General features: G+C 41.1%; 22 protein-coding genes and 1 tRNA gene. 7 read left to right on the forward strand and 16 right to left on the reverse strand.

Annotated elements, in window-relative coordinates:
* Positions 1-5: 5 nt before the first annotated feature.
* The 14 genes from ACYVBM_RS19660 to lepA form a co-directional block, all read right to left on the reverse strand.
* Positions 6-470 (reverse strand): hypothetical protein, encoded by a 465-nt coding sequence (locus tag ACYVBM_RS19660; protein WP_460687411.1) that lies wholly within the window; start codon positions 468-470, stop codon positions 6-8.
* Positions 471-521: 51 nt separating this feature from the next.
* A complete protein-coding gene (locus ACYVBM_RS19665; protein WP_460687412.1) occupies positions 522-1433 on the reverse strand; it encodes a helix-turn-helix domain-containing protein in 912 nt (303 codons plus the stop codon).
* A 26-nt stretch (positions 1434-1459) separates the two neighbouring features.
* A complete protein-coding gene (locus ACYVBM_RS19670; protein WP_460687413.1) occupies positions 1460-2224 on the reverse strand; it encodes an SDR family oxidoreductase in 765 nt (254 codons plus the stop codon).
* Positions 2225-2378: 154 nt separating this feature from the next.
* Positions 2379-3284 (reverse strand): NmrA family NAD(P)-binding protein, encoded by a 906-nt coding sequence (locus ACYVBM_RS19675; protein ID WP_460687414.1) that lies wholly within the window; start codon positions 3282-3284, stop codon positions 2379-2381.
* 91 nt (positions 3285-3375) lie between these two features.
* Positions 3376-4278: a helix-turn-helix domain-containing protein gene (locus ACYVBM_RS19680; RefSeq protein WP_460687415.1), complete on the reverse strand. Its 903-nt coding sequence runs from the start codon at positions 4276-4278 to the stop codon at positions 3376-3378.
* Between the two features lie 4 nt (positions 4279-4282).
* Positions 4283-4636, reverse strand: coding sequence for a hypothetical protein (locus tag ACYVBM_RS19685; protein ID WP_460687416.1), 354 nt, complete (start codon positions 4634-4636; stop codon positions 4283-4285).
* Positions 4637-4706: 70 nt separating this feature from the next.
* The gene (locus ACYVBM_RS19690; RefSeq protein ID WP_460687417.1) at positions 4707-5633 is read right to left on the reverse strand and encodes an SDR family oxidoreductase; all 927 of its coding nucleotides are present in this window, start codon (positions 5631-5633) and stop codon (positions 4707-4709) included.
* Positions 5634-5791: 158 nt separating this feature from the next.
* Positions 5792-6055 (reverse strand): YWFCY domain-containing protein, encoded by a 264-nt coding sequence (locus ACYVBM_RS19695; RefSeq protein ID WP_460687418.1) that lies wholly within the window; start codon positions 6053-6055, stop codon positions 5792-5794.
* 296 nt (positions 6056-6351) lie between these two features.
* Positions 6352-6468: a hypothetical protein gene (locus tag ACYVBM_RS19700; RefSeq protein ID WP_460687419.1), complete on the reverse strand. Its 117-nt coding sequence runs from the start codon at positions 6466-6468 to the stop codon at positions 6352-6354.
* A gap of 962 nt (positions 6469-7430) precedes the next feature.
* On the reverse strand, positions 7431-9815 hold the full coding sequence (locus ACYVBM_RS19705) for a hypothetical protein (RefSeq protein WP_460687420.1): 2385 nt from the start codon (positions 9813-9815) through the stop codon (positions 7431-7433).
* A 230-nt stretch (positions 9816-10045) separates the two neighbouring features.
* A complete protein-coding gene (locus tag ACYVBM_RS19710) occupies positions 10046-10348 on the reverse strand; it encodes a sensor histidine kinase (RefSeq protein ID WP_460687421.1) in 303 nt (100 codons plus the stop codon).
* Positions 10349-10360: 12 nt separating this feature from the next.
* On the reverse strand, positions 10361-11821 hold the full coding sequence (locus ACYVBM_RS19715; protein ID WP_460687422.1) for a GAF domain-containing sensor histidine kinase: 1461 nt from the start codon (positions 11819-11821) through the stop codon (positions 10361-10363).
* A gap of 763 nt (positions 11822-12584) precedes the next feature.
* Positions 12585-12670: transfer RNA gene (locus ACYVBM_RS19720), tRNA-Leu, on the reverse strand.
* A 195-nt stretch (positions 12671-12865) separates the two neighbouring features.
* Positions 12866-14659: a translation elongation factor 4 gene (lepA, locus tag ACYVBM_RS19725; protein ID WP_460687423.1), complete on the reverse strand. Its 1794-nt coding sequence runs from the start codon at positions 14657-14659 to the stop codon at positions 12866-12868.
* Between the two features lie 387 nt (positions 14660-15046).
* Here lepA and ACYVBM_RS19730 point away from each other — a divergent pair, with 387 nt between their 5' ends.
* The 4 genes from ACYVBM_RS19730 (at position 15047) to ACYVBM_RS19745 (ending at position 17628) form a co-directional block, all read left to right on the forward strand.
* Positions 15047-15607 (forward strand): ORF6N domain-containing protein, encoded by a 561-nt coding sequence (locus ACYVBM_RS19730; RefSeq protein ID WP_460687424.1) that lies wholly within the window; start codon positions 15047-15049, stop codon positions 15605-15607.
* Positions 15608-15842: 235 nt separating this feature from the next.
* Positions 15843-16151 carry an ORF6N domain-containing protein gene (locus ACYVBM_RS19735; RefSeq protein ID WP_460687425.1) on the forward strand — a complete coding sequence of 103 codons (309 nt, stop codon included), beginning with the start codon at positions 15843-15845 and terminating at the stop codon, positions 16149-16151.
* A gap of 31 nt (positions 16152-16182) precedes the next feature.
* Entirely contained in the window at positions 16183-16407 is a 225-nt protein-coding gene (locus tag ACYVBM_RS19740; RefSeq protein WP_460687426.1) for a hypothetical protein, read from the forward strand.
* Between the two features lie 678 nt (positions 16408-17085).
* The gene (locus ACYVBM_RS19745) at positions 17086-17628 is read left to right on the forward strand and encodes a hypothetical protein (RefSeq protein WP_460687427.1); all 543 of its coding nucleotides are present in this window, start codon (positions 17086-17088) and stop codon (positions 17626-17628) included.
* A 189-nt stretch (positions 17629-17817) separates the two neighbouring features.
* On the opposite strand, the gene ACYVBM_RS19750 is transcribed toward ACYVBM_RS19745, so the two are convergent.
* On the reverse strand, positions 17818-18099 hold the full coding sequence (locus tag ACYVBM_RS19750; protein WP_460687428.1) for a hypothetical protein: 282 nt from the start codon (positions 18097-18099) through the stop codon (positions 17818-17820).
* Between the two features lie 252 nt (positions 18100-18351).
* On the opposite strand from ACYVBM_RS19750, the gene ACYVBM_RS19755 reads away from it, so the two are divergent.
* Together ACYVBM_RS19755 and ACYVBM_RS19760 are read left to right on the forward strand one after the other, a co-directional pair.
* Entirely contained in the window at positions 18352-18855 is a 504-nt protein-coding gene (locus ACYVBM_RS19755; RefSeq protein WP_460687429.1) for a hypothetical protein, read from the forward strand.
* Positions 18856-18908: 53 nt separating this feature from the next.
* Positions 18909-19406: a hypothetical protein gene (locus ACYVBM_RS19760; protein WP_460687430.1), complete on the forward strand. Its 498-nt coding sequence runs from the start codon at positions 18909-18911 to the stop codon at positions 19404-19406.
* A 403-nt stretch (positions 19407-19809) separates the two neighbouring features.
* On the opposite strand, the gene ACYVBM_RS19765 is transcribed toward ACYVBM_RS19760, so the two are convergent.
* Positions 19810-20127, reverse strand: coding sequence for a GIY-YIG nuclease family protein (locus ACYVBM_RS19765; RefSeq protein WP_460687431.1), 318 nt, complete (start codon positions 20125-20127; stop codon positions 19810-19812).
* Between the two features lie 353 nt (positions 20128-20480).
* Between ACYVBM_RS19765 and ACYVBM_RS19770 the strand changes: the two genes are divergently transcribed.
* A complete protein-coding gene (locus tag ACYVBM_RS19770) occupies positions 20481-21518 on the forward strand; it encodes a nucleoid-associated protein (RefSeq protein WP_460687432.1) in 1038 nt (345 codons plus the stop codon).
* Positions 21519-21672: the final 154 nt, after the last annotated feature.

The following is a 21672-nucleotide window of genomic DNA, read 5'->3' on the forward strand; positions in this document are numbered from 1 at the left end:
CTCAATTATCTCGGATTTGCTGAAAGCTTGATTCTAAAATTGAAATCGACTATCGTGCTGTTAGATGGGGTCAATGTAAAAACGTCAGGCCCTGATTCTTTGATGGCTTCAAACCTGGCATTTCCTGTGGGCCTCGTCATGAATGTCCCCTTCGGCTTTACAGATATGGCAATTGGTTTTCCGTAGGGCAAGCCCAGAATTTCATAGTGCAAAACAATATCGGCTTTATGGGCCGGCAATCTTTCTATGCTACCACTTAAAATGCTGCCTCGGATTCCCAGATCTACAATTCTTGATTCTGGAAAATTAAGATTGCCCCCGTTAGTTATCTGCAATGTTTCATATACCGAAATTTCGACTAAAGAATTTAAATGCTTTAGTGAATTGATGTCATCGGGATTCAGCAAATCTATATCCCACTTTATAGTTCCCGTAATTTTCGAAATCGGTGTTCTTGCAATGGCAACCACTTGATAGGAAAATCTGTGAAGAAAAGATATATGATAATCTCATTCCTGCTATCAGTTAAATGATTGCCGAAATTCAAGTGGCGAAAGTTTGGTTTTTGTTTTAAATAATTTGCTGAAAGATTGCGGATGTTCAAACCCCAGTTCATAAGCAATTTCACTTATCGATGAATGGGTGGTGGAAAGTTTTTCTTTAGCTTTTTCGATGAGTTTTTTATGGATGTGTTGCTGGGTACTTTCTGCAGTCAATACTTTGAGTAGCCCACTCAGATAACTGGGCGAAATGTTTAGTGCTTCTGCAACATAATTGACGGTAGGAATACCTTGAGCTACAATTTTGTCACTGTTGAAATAGTCGTCCAGAAGTTGCTCTAGTCGGTCGAGGATTTGATGATTGCTAATTTTTCGGGTTATGAATTGCCTTTGGTAAAACCGCTCCGAATAATTCAGCAAAGTTTCAATTTGTGAGATAATAATGTTTTGGCTAAACTGGTCGATATTCGAATGGTATTCCTGGCGTATATTTTCGATGATGGCATTGATTTTCGTTTCCTCTTTGTCTGACAGAAACAAGGCTTCACGCACGGTATAATGGAAAAACTCGTAATTTTTAATGGTCTTTGCCAACGGTGTTCCCCAAAAGAAATCAGGATGAATCAATAAAATCCAACCAGAACGCTCGGTGTTTTCTTCAGCAGGGCTAAAACGCAATACCTGTCTCGGAGCTAAAAACGCCATCACGCCACCATCAAAATCATATTGTTGCTGTCCATAGTACATTTTTCCTACACCACGTTTGATGGCAATGGAATAATAATCGGCAATAACACCCGAAAGCTTGTATGCCACATTATCATTCATTTTAGAATAATCCACGATGCTGATAAGCGGATGCTCGGGCTGCGGCAAATTTTGCAGGGCATGAAACTCACCAATGGTTTTGATTTGCTGGATTTTATTGTTCATATTAAATAAGTCTCTATTCAAAGATATTAAATCGCTTGTCCACCTGAAACTTCGATACGCTGAGCATTCACCCAGTACGCCTCATCGGTACATAAAAAAGCAACAACACTTCCAATATCATCTGGTAAGCCTACACGTCCTAACGCCGTAACGCCTGCAATCATGTCGTTGTACTCCTTATTGTCACGCACTCTGCCACCGCCAAAATCGGTTTCTATAGCACCTGGCGCAATTACATTGGCTCTGATTTTTCTACTACCTAATTCTTTTGCCAAATAGCGTGTTTGGGTTTCTACAGCCGTCTTAAACGCTGCATATACAGATGCTCCAGGTGTGGTAATGCGTGTCAATCCGCTGGAAATATTTATGATACCGCCACCGTCATTTAATAGCGGCAATAGCTTTTGGGTCAGGAAAAACACCCCTTTGAAATGAATATTGTACAAGTCGTCCAATTGCTCTTCAGTAACGTCAGCTATACCGGCATACAATCCTGTTCCGGCGTTATTTACCAAATAATCGATTTGCGGACCGCCTCTTCTTTCTTGTAAAGTAGAGGTTAGCTCACTTACGAAAGTGCCGAACGCGTTTACATTTTTGGTATCGAGTTGAAAGGCAACCGCTTGCTGTCCCAGAGACTCTACCTCAGCAACGACTTCTTCGGCAGATTCTTTATTGCTATGGTAGGTTATCACTACGTCTAGACCTTTTTTTGCAGTGGCAATTGCCATATTTTTTCCTAAACCACGGCTTCCGCCTGTGATTAATACAATTTTGTTATTAATACTCATTTTATATTTTTTATGGATACAAAGTTGAGGGGAATGACGGCGTTGGTTCAGTCTAACCTGCTTTTGTTATAACCGAAGATATAACTAAGAGGAAGAAAATATATTCCAGCATATAAAGTAAAATACATTACCTAGCAGACGCACATCCAATTTGTTATTGATTAAATGAAGCTTTAAATTCTTTAGCAAAGTCTTCAAGTTTTACTTTACCAAGTATAGGTTTATGTTTGTTATAATCTTGATACAATATGCCATTAACACGGCTTGCATTCATTTCAGTTAAGCCCTTGGCTACTTGAGTATTCATCCCGATTTTTGTGAGACTGGCTTCAAATTGTTTATCAGATATAATCGTAATCGTTAAGTCTGGAATACCAATAGCATATCCTAAAATTTTAGCTACTTCATTTGGGGCAATTTCATCACTTGCAATATAGCGAACGGTTCGTCCTTCAAAAGGTTTTTCCATTTCCTCAGCAATGGTTGCTGCAATATCCAAGGGAGAAACCCAAGGTTCTTTTTCGTCTCCGCCGTAATTTTGAACAATGATGCTGTTTTTTTTAATGGTGGGTATATAGCTAAACATATTGTAGTAAAACCCGACGGGTCTCATAAATTTTATGTGAATGCTTTCGGGCAGCTTACTCAAGGTGGCTTCCACATGAAAATGTGGCTTAATCATACCTACACCAGTATCAGTATGAGCTCCAACCGAACTTAGGTGTATTACATTGGTTACGCCTGAGTCTTGGATAGCTTTTGCATAAATTTCGGCTATTCTTTTATGTCCTGCTTCCAAATCGAAATTTTCATCAAAATAAGCACCTGAGTGTGTATTCAGAGCAATCATAGTATAAACGATGTCTGCTCCTTTAAAGGTGTTGGTTAAAAAACAGGCATCTTCCATGCTGCCAATAGCAGATTTTGCACCTAGAGATTCAATGTCTTTTGCTCTTTCCGACTTGCTACTAATGACCGTTACCGAATGCCCCTTTGTAATCAAATCAATTGCAAGTGGCTTGCTGATATTGCCTAATGAACCTGTTATAACGATTTTCATATCTATTTTATTTGTTGATACAAAGATGCGTAGCTTTTAAACAGGAGACATAGCCAAATCCACTTTTGTTGTAGTCTAAATTCTGTTATGCTCAATTAAAGCTCGCCCTAAATTCCAAGGGACTTTGGTTGGTTTTGGTTTTAAATAATTTACTGAAAGATTGCGGATGCTCAAAGCCTAATTCGTAAGCTATTTCGCTAACAGATAATTCGGTTGTTGAAAGTTTTTCTTTGGCCTTTTCGATGAGTTTTTCGTGGATGTGCTGTTGGGTACTTAATCCTGTGAGCTGCTTTAATAAACTACTTAAATATTTGATGGAAATATTCAGCTCCTCAGCCACGTATTGTACACTGGGCAGTCCTCTCGATACTATTTCTTTGCTGTTGAAATAGCTATGCAATATGTCTTCCAGTCGGTTTAAAATCTTGCTGTTCGTGAGTTTCCGAGTAATGAACTGACGCTCATAAAAACGTTTTCCATACGTAAAAAGCAGTTCCAATTGGGCAATAATCACCTCCTGACTGAATTTATCTATATTGGAACTATATTCGTTTTTAATATTATCAATCAGCGTATTTATAAGCGTTTGTTCTTTATCAGACAGAAATAAAGCTTCATTGGTATTGTACCCGAAATATTCGTATTGCTTCATTTTTTTTGCCAAATCAGAATTCCAAAGAAAGTCGGGATGAATAAAGAGCATCCAGCCATTCATTTTTGGATTGCTTACGCCTGGCTCGCCACGCAATATCTGACCGGGGGCCATAAACGCCATTACCCCTTCATCGAAATCGTATTTTTGCTGGCCGTAATAAAGTTTGTCGCAACCGGTTTTCATGGTAATGACATAAAAATCAAATATAACTGCACTCAACTCTGAGTCGTTTCTAGACTGGCTCAAATCGATGATGCCGATAAGCGGATGATGCGGTTTTTCATTACCCGACAAGCGGTAGACTTCGCTGATGGTTTTGATGCGGTATGGTGTATTCATATTTTTAATTTTTAAACGGATATTTCAGCCAAATCAACACCAAAGGCATTACCAAAAACGGGATTTCCATCAATACCATTTTAAAATTCCCGGCTTTCATTGCCAATGCCATAATGATGACGATAGAAATTGCATTAAGCATATTTCCCAGAAAAAAAGTCTTAGGAATAAGCAACAAAACACCTATCAATAAAGTCATTCCGCCGAATATGGGAATCATTGTTTCGGTAATGCCGAGCTCATTCATCATCTTTAAAGATTCGGGATGTTTATTGTAATTTAAGGTACCCCAACCATGCTTAAACGCCATAAAAACCGACACTAATAGCAATACGAGAGAAATTATACTTTTTACCATTGTTATAAATTTTGGGTTATTTTATAGATTATATTTTTTGTAAATCTAGGTAATTCAAGATGTACTATTATTAAAATTCAACTCCTGCTAGAACCTGCGACACTTCCCATAATTTCAGAGAAATATTTTCGTCCAGAGCTTGTGCAGGTATTTTTGCAATCGCAGGAAATCCTCTTGTTTCACTCATTTTATTGGGGCCGTAATAAACTCCTCCTATAGCCTCCGGACAAGTAGCGGCATACAATGTAGGTAATGCCCCTTGTGATGAAGGTTGAAATAAAAATGGTAAGAGCGTTCTCGCGATTCCTTGTACACTCCATTTTCCGGAACCTGTAACAATAAGATTTGTACGAGAAACACCTGGATGTGCCGCTATACTGGTGATGCCCCATCCGTGTTTGTCACTTTGTCGTTGTAGTTCTAACGCGAACATGAGGTTCGCCAATTTCGACTGGGCATACGCTTTCATGGGTAAGTAAGATGAAGTGGATTGTAAATCATCAAAATTGATTGCTCCATCGCGATTGGCAATACTTGATACCGTGACTACACGGGCATTGAGAGATTTCCTTAATAGTGGCAGTAACCCTGCCGTTAAAGCGAAGTGGCCAATATGGTTGGTCCCAAATTGCAGTTCAAAACCATCTTTCGTTTCAAGGCGTTTGGGTGGCGTCATAACGCCAGCATTGTTGATCAGCAGATCAATGGCTTGTCCTTTGGATATCATTTTATTGGAAAATGCTTTTATAGATGACAGGTCAGCAAGGTCTATTTTCTCAAAAGTGATTTTCCCTTTTGGGTTTATCTGATGAATTTGGGCAATCGCATCCGCTCCTTTTTGAGCATTGCGTCCCATCATGATGACTTCCCATCCAGCATTGCTCAGCGCCAATGCGTCTTGAAATCCAATTCCTTCTGTACTTCCTGTTATGACGGCGAATCCTGTATTTCGTTTTGGGATATTTACTACAGTCCATTTTTTAATTTCGTTTGACATTTTTATTTGCTTTTGCGTTTTACAATAATATGATACTGCAAAATTCAGCAATGATTAAAAAACGGACGTAGTCGAAAAGCGTATTGTTGTAGTTAAAAGGGAGGATTGGACATTTACAAAACTTTGCTAATCTATTCAATAAATAATAATCGGGCTTTTCATGCCCCCTTAATTCTGTATCCAGCTTCACTTGAGGGGTTAGTATTATGGTATATCGAATACTTATAGAAAGCGTGTTCAAATAAACCACCGGTTCGATCAAAATTTCCTAGAATCTTATGGATTACTTCCAACGTCCAACCACGTTCTAAAAAGAAACCATAGCAGAACCAATGAAGGTGCATCAGCACCAAAAGAATACTGACTGCCCGCATAGAAGCCATTATCTTGACAAGCCCTCTTAAATCGCCTTCTCCCTGCATTATTTAGGGCTTGCTGTTTGACTGCCACGAATGCACAAATGTTCCGTTGCAGAAGATATCGTGTAATTCGCTATTATAACCTGCGTATTATTCTGCATGCATATTTTCAATTTAAGTGCAAAATCCTTGCAACAAAAAATCTTGCGATTCGTATTCAAAGCAAAAAAAGTATTCACTTCAAATTAACACATGCATTTTTACAAAATATTCGTGCATTCGTGGCTGTATTTAATGTTTTGCGGAATGCTCACAGAGCATTCGAGTTAACCAGCAGGCCCTATTTAAAGTTTTAATGTTCATACAGTCATAGCCCACATTTTCCCGAATGTGTCCGAAATCTTTTTGCCCTGCTCGTCAACGCAAACCGATACCATGTGTATATGGCTGCGGTCAATATCGGTATGTTTGAACACTACAAAAGGTGCTGGTCATTTGATTGTCATTTTAAACGTTCAAAAGCGTAAGAAAGCGACAACATTTGATATGCCTAAAAAGAAAATGTAAATCAATGACTTACAGAGCCTAAATTGTACCCGAGACTGGGTGACTTCATGATCCGGATACTCTCACGAGGGGCTTACCCAAAAACCCCGCCCTGTTATCGCAGCGTACAGGGCTTTCTTATTTGTCCACACCTGCAAGCAAGCGTGCAACGCTACCAAATAAAAAAGCCCTGACACTATCGTGTCAGGGTCTTTGTGCCCGAGACGGGAATGGCCACTTTTTGGGTATAAATCTCTTACGAAGAAATCGTGTCAAATGCGCGTCACGCCTGAATCACAGCCGATTTTCAACGCTTTCTACCTATCTATTCGAAAGTAGCATTTATTTCAAAATATCTTGCAGAGCCAAAAAATTTCGTAAGTTAAAGGAACTTTTAAATCAGATAAATGCAGAAGAATGGATGTCATATATATTTTTCTCTTTAGTCTATCTTTCGGATAATTGGTTGATCAATTCCCAATTATATGAGCAAAATTGCCCCGATATCATAAAAGAATTGCTCGGCAAAGCCCAAAATTTGCCGCTAACTAGAGGTAAAGCAAAACGGACCTGAGCTATTTTAATGCTGACTCCAGCTCTTTCTGTTTTGTAATTTTATGGCTGGAACTGATATCACTTAATTAGACTCTTTGTAGACAGCTTCTTTGTACGCTTCTTCCTTCTAAAGAGATCAGAATCAAAGTTGGAAATGATGCAAGTTTGATTTTTGTTTTGAACATTGATGTTATGCAAAATATACGTATCTTCTCTTTTACTGCAGCATATCAGAACTAAGCCTCCGACCTTTCCAGCCAGATCGATTGACAGCAGCGCAAAGTAGGTCAGTCTTCCTATAAATCAGAAGACTGACCTTTTACAAATTAAAAATGGACTACATTTCTTGAACTACCTGTACTACCTTGCTGTATGTTTTTTTGCCGTCAATATCTACCTGCTGAATGCGTATATAGATTTTTCCTGTCGCATCTTTAAACGAATCCCTGTTTTTATTACAGGCAATCAGCACTGTTAATCCAATCAAAAGTATGGAACAGATCAGACTCAAACGATCCCGCCTATTGTGTGCTAAACACAGCAGGCTTACAATACCCAATCCTGCAAAGACATTGAGCGCTCCCGTCCAATTCATTTCAAAAGAATAGGATATCGGTGTATGACTATTTCCATTTAAAGCCAGGGAATTGACCGTGCCCAACTTTGAAAAATACTGGCCATCAACCGAAGCTTCAATGGTGTATTCCTTATTATTCGATTCAGCTTCTGATTGCCATAGAACCTTTAAAATACCCTTCTTCAATGTGGCGCTGATCGACCCGAAAGTAACGGGCATTGCCGCCTCATTTAAGTTCACCGTAATTTTTCCATCATTGGTACCGAGCATGCGCACCCGATTATTTTCCACAATAACCCCTCCGATCATGGTGGACTCATTGATGGGGGTTGCAGTCCAGCTGACACCATCCTGTGAGTAAATCACATAGGTATCAAAAGGTGCGTCCGGATTATTAACAGCGCCTACAAAATATCCGTTTGTATATGCAAAAGCACCTTCACCGGAGTATCCACCCAAATTAGAAAAGCCATTAATAGATCCCCTATTGCCAAAGGATGCCGGGTCGCTAAAATTAGCAGTTGAAACGGAGAAAAACTCATAATTACCATCCACACCGGTAAAATGATATTTAGTACCATCAAACACCACATCATTAAAATAGCCAGTGGTAAATGAGAGAGCAGGCGTAATATTCGCCCAACTGACACCATCGGCAGATTGATAAATAACTCCTTCGTAAGTACTATTAGAGAACCCCATGGCAAAGGTATAGCCGTTAACATGCTTAACCCTGATGTAGTTATTATTATCATTATTCGAAACTGTCCAGTTAACCGCATCTGAGGATTGTAGCAGTTTACCTTCCCCGTTTGTATTATCAGCCCCGGTAGCAATATACCTGGAAGCTGCATAAACAATGGACGTGAAATTGTACGCAGGCGTTGCTATTTCAGTCCAATCAACTCCATTATTGGTAGATTGTGTAACTGTACTATTGCCGACAGCCACGTATTTTGATCCGTCAAATATAATCCCACTCAGCGGCTTTTGTACCAACGGAGTTCTGTTCACCCATGTTGAAAAGTCCGTTGAGCTAAAGATTACGCCTTGATTACTCTCGACCGTCCCCACACCTACGTAGCCGCTGCCATTTGAAGCTACGCTTTTATAAGATCCCGTAGGGTAACTGTAAAAATTCCCATCCACCGAACGACTCAATTCTGACCCTGCTAAAAAATAGTTGCCGTTTGCGTATAGGGGTCTATATCCTACCTGGTTGTAACTGCCCATATGATGCAAGGTTAGGTTGGTGCCGTTTGCCGACTGCCACCTGCCTGAGTAAAATCCTCCCGGGAAATAATAATTAAACCCATAAAAATGAAAATTAACCCCATCATACAATCCTGAATAAATCTGGTTACCGCTGGCCGCCCCAATGCTTACTGTTGAGCCATCGGGCAAGGTTTGGGTCATAGCAGCAAGCGACCAGGAAGATGCATTACCAGATGTATAGATTTGCGGTTCTATAAAAAAAGCATAAAACCGGTCTTTTAAATATTGCAGATTATTGATACTATAGGTTGAAGGAAAGCCGGAGTAAAGACTCCAGGAACCTGAATTACCCGTAGTCGAATAGTAAATGTACGAAGGCGAAGAACCTCCTCCATTTCTGGCGGCAATTGCAAAGATTCCACCACCGTAATCCATAGTGCCCAATATATCTGTCGCATTTCCCACATTGATGGATATCGCAGTCCAATTAATACCATCAGGTGACCTTAATAAAGTTCGATTAAATCCTGTTGCATAAAAGTTCCCGTTTAAAAAAGAAATGTATCTCAGGTTCTGAGTTGTCCCGGAAGATCGGGTGGTCCAGGATATTCCATCAGTGGAGGAACTAATAAAGCCATTCGTACCTACGAGCACAAAGGCACCCGCTCCAAATGTGGCATTTTCGTACTGCCCTGGTATTACCGGTGCCGAAATAACACGGCTCCAGTTACTACCGTCTGTCGAGCGGTAAATCCGGTTTGTGGCCAGTACGGAAAGGTAAACACCATTTCCATAGACAATAGACTTGGAGGCTGTTTCAAGCGGATATTGCGTACTGGAGATAATTTGAGGTGTTTGAGCATGATTGACAGAGACAGTTAGGGTAATAAAAAAACATAAAAACATCCTGCAAAGGAGTCTGTAAGACATAAAGGCTTGGTTTAAAGGGTTAAAAATTGCGTACAAAGTTAAAGAAAAGATAGGCCTCAGTTAGCTTTTTTAAAAGCAAATCACCCCGTTAAGATCGTTGAGCATACGATTTTTTCCAAAGCCACTTTCACTCCCGCCCATAACCGTCTATCGAATGCTGTTTTTGATTCACCGAATAAAAGTTCCACCGTGAAAAAATCGCAGCAAAATTACAATGCTCTTTTTTGAGGTTACAGCACTGGTATCGTGAATAAAAATAGCGCCCCCTCACCATAGGTACTCTGAACCGAAAGGCTACCTTGATGCTTTTGAATAATCTGGTTAGATATATACAACCCTAAGCCTGTACCTGATATGGAATTACTTTTTTCATCAGCAACCCTGAAAAAATGCTCAAATATTCTTTCTACATCTGCGGGCTTTATTCCCTTACCCTCGTCTTTTATACTAATCTCGATAACCCGAGGACGAGCAATGGAGCTTATGGTTATTTTTGATTTCGCAGGTGAATATTTAATGGCATTAGATAACAAGTTAGTTATTACCTAGCCGATTCGTTCCCGATCAATGTTCACAAGTGGCACTGGAGTCAAATTAAATATAAATTGATGATGACTGGTAGCTCCAATTTCCGTTGCCCGCTCTTGCAATAGTTCATTGATATCAGTGGATCCAAAGTTCATTGAAAGTTTTCCCTCTGCAATTCTCGTAACATCCAGCAAATGATTAATAAGAGCTGTAAGACGACCAATTTGTTTACTTAAACTGGCTACAATTTGAAAGTTAGCGATACCACCTTTTTCCTTAATTTGCTTCTCCAGGATCTGCGCATAAGCTTTTATGCTGGTGACCGGAGTTTTTAACTCGTGGCTTGCAGCAGCAATAAACTCATCGCGCTGACCTAGTAATTTTTGGAGTTGTTCTTCACTACGTTGCAAATCCTCAAGCGCCCTGGCCCGCTCCACGGCAGCCCAGATCCTCTCTGCTGTTTCTGTAACCAGCTCTTTCTCCGCTGCTTTCCAAATTCGGGGGGATGATTGAACCAAACATAATATCCCTACAACCTTTTCATTCTTTACAACAGGGATATTTATAAAGGATATGATCTTTAATTGCAGGCATAACTCTTTCAACCGGCTATCTAATAAATTACCAGACCGAACGTCTTCTACTATAAAAGGTCGACCTTGATCGACAATCTCCTTAAACAGCTTAAAATCGGAAAGCGGATAAGTTCCCTGAACTGAAGGGAGATCGCCACTAGCAGCATCCCGGCTTATAACAGCATCTCCTCCATCAATACGACAATAATAACAACGGTCGGCACCAAAATACTCCATTGCTATAGAGGTAACTGTATCTTCGATCAGCTCAGGATCGCCAATAGAACGAATGACCTCACTTATTTTCAAAACATAGTTCTGCCGCCGTTCATTTTTCTTTCGTTCCGTTATATCGTCAAAGAAAATAGCAACGCGGTTTTTAGCAGGTTTATCGAATGGCACTGCAAATACATCATACCAAACCCCGTCCAATAAATGGGCCGCTTCATTTTCAAAATGGATGGATTTGCCTGTTTTGGCTACCTTACCATAAATTTCAAACCAGTGATCTTCATGAGCCGGCTGCAATTCCCTGATTGTTTTACCAACAGCGTTTTTCAATCCTGTCTGTTTTTCAAACAAGGGGTTGATCTCTAAAAACCTGTAGTCGGTTGCCTTTCCTTCAAGGTCGAATATTACCTCAATTATGCAAAAACCCTGATCCATATTATTAACTACAGTAAAATATTTATCAGTTGCCTTCAGGGCTATTTCATCTTTTAACCGAGCAATCTCCCCTTTTGAAATTTCTACCTTCGATATATTTTTCGTTGTAACACACAAACTATCACCAAGTTTAACTATTGAATGCTGAAAAGAACCTGTCAGGTTATCCTGATCATAATAACTCCCCCAATCATAAATTTCGCCGGTTTCAAAGACTTGCTTTAAGCTCCCGAACATATTTAAACCCAATATCAATTATGATTCCACTTGGGTCTCTTAGAGGCATAAAAACCTGTATACAATCCACGGAATTATTTATAATATCTAAAAGCAAAAAATTATAGCTACTCAAATCTGAAATGTCGATATCATACGCATTGCTGCTCATAGGAAAAGTTAATGCTACTTAGCACTATAAGGTATTTTTAGTGAATGAAGGTTTAATTAATTGGGGCTTATAAACTGTCTTCTATAAAGATAAATCAGATGATGCAGTTTAGGAAATAATTTTCGACAAGTTGCAACACTGCTCTGGACCATTTATAGTAGGCCCAATAACATATAAGATTTAATCAAAAATTAAAACTATACTGCCAATTAAATGATGCGTCAACTAATATGCCATTACCTGGCAAAAAATCGTGTCGAAATGTACGCTGGAAATGAAGCGGAAATAAGCGGTAAGAACTGTGTCCTACCTGACCCAAATTAGCATAGGTGGATTTCAGATTATAACACTTCGATAGGAATAGCTTAAACTTTAGAACCAGATTTGAGTGTTTTTTGCCTTTAGTTTTCGAAAAATAGGGGGTGTGAAATGAGGGTAAAATCAGACAAGGCGTGCCGGTGCTGTGCCGGTTTTGTGCCCGTAAAATGATGTGTCATTTAGTGTGTCATTTTCGTGTCAAAATAGGTGGTAGTAAGCGTAAAAAGTGACACGAATTTGACACACCAAAAAATAAAAAAGGCTGTAAACCAATGATTTACAGCCTAAAAAATGTGCCCGAGACTGGATTCGAACCAGCACGCCGTGTTACCAGCACTACCACCTCAAAGTAGCGTGTCTACCAATTTCACCACCCGGGCCTTCCATTTGAAATATTATATTTCAAACCTGAATATTTGTAAGAACTAAGGGGTTGCAAAAGTAAAGAAAAGATGAATAGAATTGCTACAAATAAAGTGTGCGACGCAAGAAAAGTTGATTACAGTTCAACCGATGGCTCAATAACAATTCTCTGCTTTCAATTCAACAACCTTTAAACCTTTCAGCTTTCTACACTAATCATCTAATTTCAGCACTGCCAGAAATGCCTCCTGCGGCACTTCTACGTTACCGATCTGGCGCATGCGCTTTTTACCTTCTTTCTGCTTTTCCAGCAGCTTGCGTTTACGGCTGATATCACCACCATAACATTTTGCCGTTACATCTTTCCGCATGGCCGAAATATTTTCACGCGCTACAATTTTGGCACCTATAGCCGCCTGTATCGCGATCTGGAACTGCTGACGCGGCAGCAGCTCTTTCAGCTTTTCGCAAAGCTTGCGACCAAACTCATGCGCGCGGCTACGGTGAATTAACGCGCTTAAGGCATCTACTTTTTCATTGTTCAATAATATATCCATCTTCGCGATATCACTGTCGCGATAGCCTATCGGATGATAATCGAACGAGGCGTAACCCCGCGTTTGAGATTTCAATTTATCATAGAAATCAAATACGATCTCCGTTAAGGGCATTTCAAAGATCAGTTCCACCCTTGTTGTGGTCAGATAGCTTTGGTTAATCAACAGGCCCCGCTTACCCAGGCATAAAGTTATAATATTACCGATATACTCCGGTTTGGTGATAATCTGCGCTTTAATAAAAGGCTCTTCAATCCTGTCTGTTTTAACGGGATCGGGAAACTCCGATGGATTATTTACAATAATCTTTTCGCCTTTGGTAGTATAGGCAATAAAGCTAACGTTAGGTACAGTGGTAATAACTGTTTGGTTAAACTCCCGTTCCAGGCGCTCCTGGATGATCTCCATGTGCAGCATACCCAAAAAGCCGCATCGGAAACCAAAGCCCAGCGCCTGCGAAGTTTCCAGCTCAAAGGTTAAAGAGGCATCATTTAACTGCAACTTATCCATACAGTCACGCAGCTCTTCAAACTCATCGGTATTCACCGGGTAAATACCTGCAAATACCATGGGCTTCACCTCTTCAAATCCTTTGATCTGCTCAGGCGTAGGGTTTGCTGTAAGGGTAATGGTATCCCCTACTTTAACTTCTTTGGCATTTTTAATACCCGTGATAATATACCCCACATCACCGGCTTTTACCTCCTTCTTTTCGGTCATCTTTAATTTTAAGATGCCTATCTCATCTGCCTCATACTCCTGGCCCGTGCTTACAAATTTTACTTTATCGCCTTTTTTAATGGTTCCGTTTAAAATACGGTAGTATACAATAATACCGCGGAAACTATTGAATACACTATCAAAGATCAATGCCTGAAGTGGTGCCGTTTCGTCACCTACAGGAGCAGGAATGCGCTCCACGATCGCCTCCAACACCTCTTCAATACCCAAACCGGTACGGCCGCTGGCCAGTAAAATATCTTCAGGCTTACAGCCGATCAGGTCAATGATCTGGTCTTTCACCTCTTCTATCATGGCGCCATCCATATCGATCTTATTGATCACCGGTATAATTTCCAGGTTGTTATCAATAGCCAGGTACAAGTTGCTAATGGTTTGAGCCTGAATGCCTTGTGTGGCGTCCACCAACAGCAGCGCACCCTCGCAGGCGGCCAGCGCCCGGCTTACCTCGTAGCTAAAATCCACGTGGCCCGGGGTATCAATCAGGTTCAGCGTATAATCTTCGCCCGCCTTCGATTTATAGTTGATCTGTATAGCGTGGCTTTTAATCGTAATGCCTTTTTCCCGTTCCAGGTCCATATCATCCAGCACCTGGTCCATCATGTCGCGGTCGCTGATGGTGTTCGTGGTTTGCAAAAGCCTGTCAGCCAGGGTACTTTTACCGTGGTCGATATGTGCAATAATGCAGAAATTCCGGATATGCTTCATTTTCTTAAAACCCTGTTAGGGCGTGCAAAGGTAACGAGAATTTACGATGTATGAGGTACGATGTACGGATTGTTTTATAGTACCCGCTTCGGTCCCGATAGCTATCGAGATGGTAGCTTCGTTGCCCGCCCGGACGAGCCATTCGGACGGGTGTTACTCACTTGTGCTGCGGTGCAGGTGGCAGCGGCCTGGCAGTCAATAACCTGCCAGCTTTTGCCAGGCTGTGGGCAACCTTTCTGATTTTTCAATTGCGCTCGTTTTAATGATCAGGCCAGGACGGTCAGACCTGGTTTTGCAGCAACATTCAGCTATTCCATATTTTTTATATTTCAAATAGTATTAAATTAGTGTACACATTGAAGAATACCACAATAAACATGCTACCATATGGAAAACAGGGTAATAATAACGGATGAGCTGCTGCTTTCAAAAATATTACATATCCGAAACCAGCGGGTAATGATTGATCGTGATCTTGCTGAATTATATGGTGTGCCTACCAAACGGCTGAACGAACAGGTGAAGCGGAATAGTAAACGCTTCCCGGCCGATTTTATGTTTCAGTTAACCAGAGCTGAAAAGAACGAGGTAGTCGCAAAATGCGACCACCTTAAATCCATAAAGTATTCGCCAACGCTACCCAACGTCTTTACCGAGCATGGAGCAGTAATGTTAGCAAGCGTACTCAATAGCGAAAGAGCTATTGAAGTAAATGTACGCATTGTAAAACTGTTTAATGCCATGCGGGAAGTGCTGCATACCAATCGAGACCTGTTATTAAAACTGGAAAAAATAGACAAAAGTTTACAGGCCCAAAGTTATTCTTTAAAACAACATGATGAAGAAATAGCCGCGTTGTTCGAACTGATCAGCCAGTTAAGAAAGGAACACGAAACGCCCAGGCCCCGTAATCCCATTGGTTTTAAAACAACAGCTGCTGCAAAGTAAAAAGGATCTTTTTATTTGCACCAGCTTCAGTACCTGTGGCAGCTTCGTGCCTGCCAGCTTTTGCCTGGCTGTAGGCAACCTTTCTGATTTTTCAATTGCGATCGTTTTAATAGGCCAGACCGGGACGGTCAGACCTGGTTTTGCAGCAACATTCAGCTATTCCATATTTTTTATATTTCAAATAATATTAAATTAGTACACACATTGAATAATACCGCAATAAACATGCTATCATATGGAAAACAGGGTAATAATAACGGATGAAAGTGTAATCAATAAAATTTACACACTAAGAGGGCATAAAGTTATGCTCGACAGAGACCTGGCTGAAATGTACTGGGTGGAAACAAGAACCTTAAACCAGGCAGTAAAAAGAAATATAAAACGATTTCCACAGGATTTTATGTTTCAAATGACACAGGAGGAACTGGACCATTGGAAATCACATTTTGTGATTTCCAATAAAGAAAAAATGGGACTGCGCAAATTGCCCAATGTATTTTACAGAGCAAGGTGTGGCAATGTTGTCCGGTGTACTAAATAGCGATACTGCAATAGAGGTCAACATTCGTATAATGCGGGTATTTACAAAACTGCGGGAAGCGCTGCTTGCTAACCAGGACATACTGTTAAAACTGGAACAACTGGACAAAAAACTTATTAATATAGGCCATGATGTAAAAATGCATGATGGTGAAATTGAAACTATTTTTGAATTGATAAAGGAAATTATGGATGAAAAGCTACGCCCCAAGCCCCGTAATCCCATTGGTTTTAAAACAACAGCTGCTCCAAAGTAAAAAGGATCTTTTTATTTGCACCAGCTTCAGTACCTGTGGCAGCTTCGTTGCCTGCCCGGACGAGCCATTCGGACAGGTGTCACTCACTTGTGTTGATATGCACAGGGCATCAGTATTGTGCCTTTACGCCGTGGCAGGTCGCATATCCCCTCGTGTATCGTCACACTGACCGCATCCGCCAGCTGGTGGATAAGTGAAAGTGTCTCCACAATCTAGTACTACCCCGCATTACAGAGATGCCTCAACTCCGTTTCACTCCGCCCGGAATGACGTTCAAGAATGACGACGCATTCCCATCACTAACCGTCACACTGACCGCATTCGCCAGCTGGCGGATAAGTGGAAGTGTCTCCACAATATAGTACTACCCCGCATTACAGAGATGCCTCAACTCCGTTTCACTTCGCTCGGCATGACTGACGGTAAAGGGTCGCATATCCCCTCGTGTATCGTCACACTGACGGGAATGAAATGGAGCGGAAGTGTCTCCCAAATTATCGCTTACGGTTTCCCGTAAAAATGCGCTTTGGGTGAGGAATATATTTGTGCAAATAAGACGGTAGCATGATATGCGGGCTTTACCACTGGAAACTAATTCCACATTAGGGTAAAAGGAACAGGCCTATTATGATGCGTCTTTTGTAAGCGTTTAAGAATAGTATAGAAAAAGTATAAATTATGAATACTCTAAGAATCAATAGCTTTTTAAATATTCCCTTTGGGGAAAGTAAAGAGGCAGTTATAACCAAAATTACGGAGAGAGGAGGGCGTTTAGATAATGAAAATGGTTTGGAGGACGCTCTATTATTTAACAATCTTAAATTTGCCGGTCGCGATTGTGAGTTTATGATTTTTAATTTTGTTAATGATAAGTTTTGCCGGGCTTTTGTTTATTTAAAGGCCAATCTTGATAGTAAAACTATTGGTTTATATAGTCAAATTAAAGGAGAACTAAATGAAAAGTATTATATGTCTAGAGAAGACTACGAAACCTATGAATATCCTTATGCGAAGAACGACGGACATGCAGAAACTGCAATAATACTTGGGAAAGCCAATTTTTCTTGCTTTTGGAAGTTTAAAAATGATACTTCGAATGACGATGATTACATTTCACTTAGGATTAACGAGCAGTTTAGTATAATAGTAGTATATGAGAGTGGTAGGTTAATGACAGAGTTTGAAAATCTTAAAAAGCAAAACAACTATTCAGATTATTAAAATCGCTACTGAGGGTATTGTCAGGCTGGGGCTTTCAATGCACCACTTATTCTAAAACTGGTTTAATTAGAAAGCCTTTGCTTTGGAGCGAAGCTACGGGGTTGTCGGATTGTTCTCCTTTATTGAACAATGCTAAAATCGTTAATTCAGGAGTTAATTAAAATGACACACAATTAAAAAGATTGAAGCCTACCTTTTAATCTCCCTAAAAAATTCCTCAAGCGTTAAATCCCTTGCAGTGCAAATTTTGTGCAAGGTATAAAGACCAATTTTATATGGTGTATTTTTAAAGTCAATAATCTGCCGTATTGTTTTTTCATCTACGTCATGCTCATTGGCAAAGGAACGTACAGAGCCTTCCCACCGGGCAATCCATTCTTTATTGATGTAGTTACAAATATCAGCGTTAAGATTATGCATTAAACAAATAAAATCCTTATAAAAAAATATTTTGCGGATTTTACCCCGCATTCAAGCAAAACAACGTATATTTGTTCTGAATAAAATATTTTTGCGATTACTTCATAAAATTATTTGAAGCATTCGCTTTGAATCTCGACTTGAAACCTGAGAAATTTCAAAAAGCAACGAGATGATAAGCAGAATAGCTCACGACCTGGGCGTGGGCTCTCTTATCCGTTGCTGGGCTTCTCAGGGCCTCAAGTCGGTAAGTTGAGCACCACGCCTTTTTTGTGCAGGTGCCCAGCCTAAAACTTTTTTGTTATGAACACCGCCGTTGCACCCGCACCCAACACCCACCCCTGCTTTAACGAAGCGCAGTGGCTGCAAGTACTTTTTCTATTGGCACATACCCAAACCTGGCTGCAACAACAGCAGGTGAGGCTTATTGGGCAGCTGCCCGTAAAGCACCGTAAAAAGCTGCTGCGCCAAAGCTGCTACCTGAGCGCAAAAGTGGTGGCGCATATTATAGAGCGCCATTATTATAAAGTAGCGCACCATCCGCCAGTGGGCATACAAGCCGCGCCCGCCGGTAAGTTTACCGTACCCATCCCGCAAATAGTAGCCTGCATAAGAGATGCCTGCCAGCAACCACCACGGCCTGTGCCCCGCAGTTCCCACCTGCAACGCTTATGGGACGCAGGCATCCCCTTAGGCTACAACCCCGCCGGTAATACCGTAACCACCCTTACGGTTATTACCAGCCCCGGCGGGGAAATCATCACCGCATTCCCCGGTGCTATGCAGCCGCAACAGCAAGACCTGTGAGGTTTTTGGAAACCTCACAGGTCTTTCCACACCTCACCCAAAAACAAAAAATCATGAAAAGCAAACACCCCAAAGATCCTTTTGAAACCCAATGCTGGCTGTACCAGCCCGTTACCGATCCCTACCAGGTAATCGCCGGCATCTTTGCCGAAGCGCAGGTGCACGACTTTCGCAAGCTCGTCAAAAAACTGGTAAGCCATGCCTGCAACAAAAGTGCTTACAAAGGCCAACCGCGGGAGGATGTGCTGTTATATATGAAACTCATCCGCTCGCTTATAAAAGCAGCCAACGCGCTAAAGCATCAAAAACGCTGCCCCGCAGCCATCCCTAAGAATGACCTATTCAACAAAAAATATTACTGCAGCCACTATGTTAGCGCCAATGCGTGGAAAGAATTTCCGCGCCACCTGTCTGAAAAGGAATATGGTAACCCGTATTTAGTGATTAAAAAGTTCTTCCGCCATCAGCCGCCAACGCGCTGGCTGCAATGCTGGAAGCAAGTGGCAAAAAAGCTTTGTGCAGGGATAATATTGTTATTCCAGGGTCGCTAAAGGTTTACAGCTATCTGGTAAAACTGATAGAAGCCGCGCATTTGATTAATGTAAGGGAGGTAAGGCATGTGGGCGTTCCCGCATCTTTACCCATTCGTGTATCGTCACCCTGACCGCATCCGCCAGCTGGCGGAGAAGCGGAAGTGTCTTACAAATGCCGGACTGTCCCAAATTACGGAAATGCTTCGACTCCGTTGCACTCCGCCCGGCATAACTGACGGCAAAGGGTCACATTACCCCTTGTGAACGTCACACTGACCGAAGCGCAAGCGGAGCGGAAGTGTCTCTCAAATGTAGTACTGCCTACATTACAGAGGTGCTTCGACTACACTCCGTTTCGCTCAGCACGACTGTGGGGAAAGAATATGCTCAGCATGACTCATAGTATACCATTAACCGTAATTCAATATAAAAGACTGTACACCTCTCTATAAATTTCATCATTGAAAACCTTCCATTCAGGATTCTTCATTTCAATCAACCACTCCTTCTTTTTTCTTATCCATCCTTTAAGTTGTTTTTCTCTTTCTATGGCTGCCACAATCGTGTCGAACCACTCATAATAGATCAGTAATGTTACATTGTAGCGGTCCGTAAAGCTACCAGGTATTTCGTGGTGTTCGTGCTGCCACAGTCTTGCCCTGATGTTGGAGGTTACGCCAATATAAAGGACCGTTCTTAGTTTATTGGTTAGTATGTAAACGAATCCGCTTTTTTGCATATTACAAGTTAGCAAAAAATAATTATTGTCTTGCGGGAGATGTTTCGACTCCGTTGCACTCCGCTCAACATGACATTCAGGGGTGACCACGCACCCTTTTTGTGTTCCGTCACACTGACCGCATCCGCCAGTTGGCGGAGAAGCGAAAGTGTCTTACAAATACCGGACTGTTCCAAATTACGGAAATGCTTCGACTCCGTTGCACTCCGCTCAGCCTGCCTACCGCAGGCTGGCATGACATTCAGGAAGAACCGGATGTGCTACCTAATACATTCCCTGTTTATGCCCATCGTTTATTTTTTCCCCGCAGGATAGCAAAATTTTTCTACTTTGCATCCCTTTAAAAATATTACATGCAGTATTTCGAAGGAAGCTCTATCACCCATATCGCCGTTCATAATGTTGGTAACGAATCGGAAGGAGAATATTTAACCCTGTCTAAAAAAGAACTGGTGCTGGATACTGAAGTAAAGGATTTGCTGATTAAATACTTCTTAACCCCATTCAAATCAGAAGAATATTTTCATTTCTTCAGCGAAGGCCATATCAGCAATAACGATGTATGGAAATCCGTTTGCGCTATTTTCGATAATCCGGAACAAACCCTGCTGCAATCCAAGCAACTCGCACAGCATTTATACAACCTCGGTAATCACCCTAACGTAAAAGGCGGCGAATTGTATGTGGTTTACTTTAGGGAAGGTTTGCTGAACGGCGAAACAGTAGATGCCATTGGCATTTTTAAGTCGGAGCAAAAAGAACCATTCCTAAAAGTGCTTCCGGTTGAAGATGCATTTGAAGTAGAAAGCGAACAGGGAGTTAACATCAATAAGCTGGACAAAGGCTGCATGATCTACAATACCGACCGGGAAAACGGCTTTATCGTTTCGGTAGTAGATACGAAAAGCAAATCAGCGGAAGCACGTTACTGGACGGACAGCTTTTTACGCATCCAGCAACGGCAGGACCAGTATTTCAACACCGAAAGCACCATGGCATTGTATAAGAACTATGTAGTAGAACATTTACCCGAACAATACAATGTAACCAAAGCCGACCAGGCAGATATGCTGAACCGCAGCATGGCTTTTTTTAAAGAAAAGCAACATTTTGACCAGGAAACCTTTAATAATGAAGTGCTCCACCACGAAGAGTTTATTAAAAGCTTTGACCAGTACAAACAGCACTATGTGGCTGAACGGGACATTGAAATAGCCGACAACTTCTCCATTTCACCTGCAGCAGTAAAACGCCAGAACCGGGCTTATAAAAGCGTCATCAAGCTGGATAAAAACTTCCATATCTATATCCACGGCAACCGGGAAATGATCGAGCATGGTGAAGACGACAAGGGAAGGTTTTACAAATTGTATTTTAATAACGAAGAATAAAACAAAAATGCCCTGTATTACACCTTATTCTTTCGCTGCTTTTGCTACAGGTAGGGTGTTCCCGAAAATTAAAAGATAGTCATTGTACGATTATTTTCGTACATTAAGAGAGGGTGTCAAATTCATCATTTGTTTGTTGGGTGAGTATTTTTAC

Source organism: Niabella aquatica (assembly GCF_054779315.1).

Excerpts from the sequence above, each read along its gene's own strand:
- ACYVBM_RS19665 (WP_460687412.1), bottom strand. The coding sequence starts at position 1,433 with ATGAACAATAAAATCCAGCAAATCAAAACCATTGGTGAGTTTCATGCC.
- ACYVBM_RS19670 (WP_460687413.1), bottom strand. The coding sequence starts at position 2,224 with ATGAGTATTAATAACAAAATTGTATTAATCACAGGCGGAAGCCGTGGT.
- ACYVBM_RS19675 (WP_460687414.1), bottom strand. The coding sequence starts at position 3,284 with ATGAAAATCGTTATAACAGGTTCATTAGGCAATATCAGCAAGCCACTT.
- ACYVBM_RS19680 (WP_460687415.1), bottom strand. The coding sequence starts at position 4,278 with ATGAATACACCATACCGCATCAAAACCATCAGCGAAGTCTACCGCTTG.
- ACYVBM_RS19685 (WP_460687416.1), bottom strand. The coding sequence starts at position 4,636 with ATGGTAAAAAGTATAATTTCTCTCGTATTGCTATTAGTGTCGGTTTTT.
- ACYVBM_RS19690 (WP_460687417.1), bottom strand. The coding sequence starts at position 5,633 with ATGTCAAACGAAATTAAAAAATGGACTGTAGTAAATATCCCAAAACGA.
- ACYVBM_RS19695 (WP_460687418.1), bottom strand. The coding sequence starts at position 6,055 with ATGCAGGGAGAAGGCGATTTAAGAGGGCTTGTCAAGATAATGGCTTCT.
- ACYVBM_RS19705 (WP_460687420.1), bottom strand. The coding sequence starts at position 9,815 with ATGTCTTACAGACTCCTTTGCAGGATGTTTTTATGTTTTTTTATTACC.
- ACYVBM_RS19715 (WP_460687422.1), bottom strand. The coding sequence starts at position 11,821 with ATGTTCGGGAGCTTAAAGCAAGTCTTTGAAACCGGCGAAATTTATGAT.
- lepA (WP_460687423.1), bottom strand. The coding sequence starts at position 14,659 with ATGAAGCATATCCGGAATTTCTGCATTATTGCACATATCGACCACGGT.
- ACYVBM_RS19730 (WP_460687424.1), top strand. The coding sequence starts at position 15,047 with ATGGAAAACAGGGTAATAATAACGGATGAGCTGCTGCTTTCAAAAATA.
- ACYVBM_RS19735 (WP_460687425.1), top strand. The coding sequence starts at position 15,843 with ATGGAAAACAGGGTAATAATAACGGATGAAAGTGTAATCAATAAAATT.
- ACYVBM_RS19740 (WP_460687426.1), top strand. The coding sequence starts at position 16,183 with ATGCGGGTATTTACAAAACTGCGGGAAGCGCTGCTTGCTAACCAGGAC.
- ACYVBM_RS19745 (WP_460687427.1), top strand. The coding sequence starts at position 17,086 with ATGAATACTCTAAGAATCAATAGCTTTTTAAATATTCCCTTTGGGGAA.
- ACYVBM_RS19750 (WP_460687428.1), bottom strand. The coding sequence starts at position 18,099 with ATGCGGGGTAAAATCCGCAAAATATTTTTTTATAAGGATTTTATTTGT.
- ACYVBM_RS19755 (WP_460687429.1), top strand. The coding sequence starts at position 18,352 with ATGAACACCGCCGTTGCACCCGCACCCAACACCCACCCCTGCTTTAAC.
- ACYVBM_RS19760 (WP_460687430.1), top strand. The coding sequence starts at position 18,909 with ATGAAAAGCAAACACCCCAAAGATCCTTTTGAAACCCAATGCTGGCTG.
- ACYVBM_RS19765 (WP_460687431.1), bottom strand. The coding sequence starts at position 20,127 with ATGCAAAAAAGCGGATTCGTTTACATACTAACCAATAAACTAAGAACG.
- ACYVBM_RS19770 (WP_460687432.1), top strand. The coding sequence starts at position 20,481 with ATGCAGTATTTCGAAGGAAGCTCTATCACCCATATCGCCGTTCATAAT.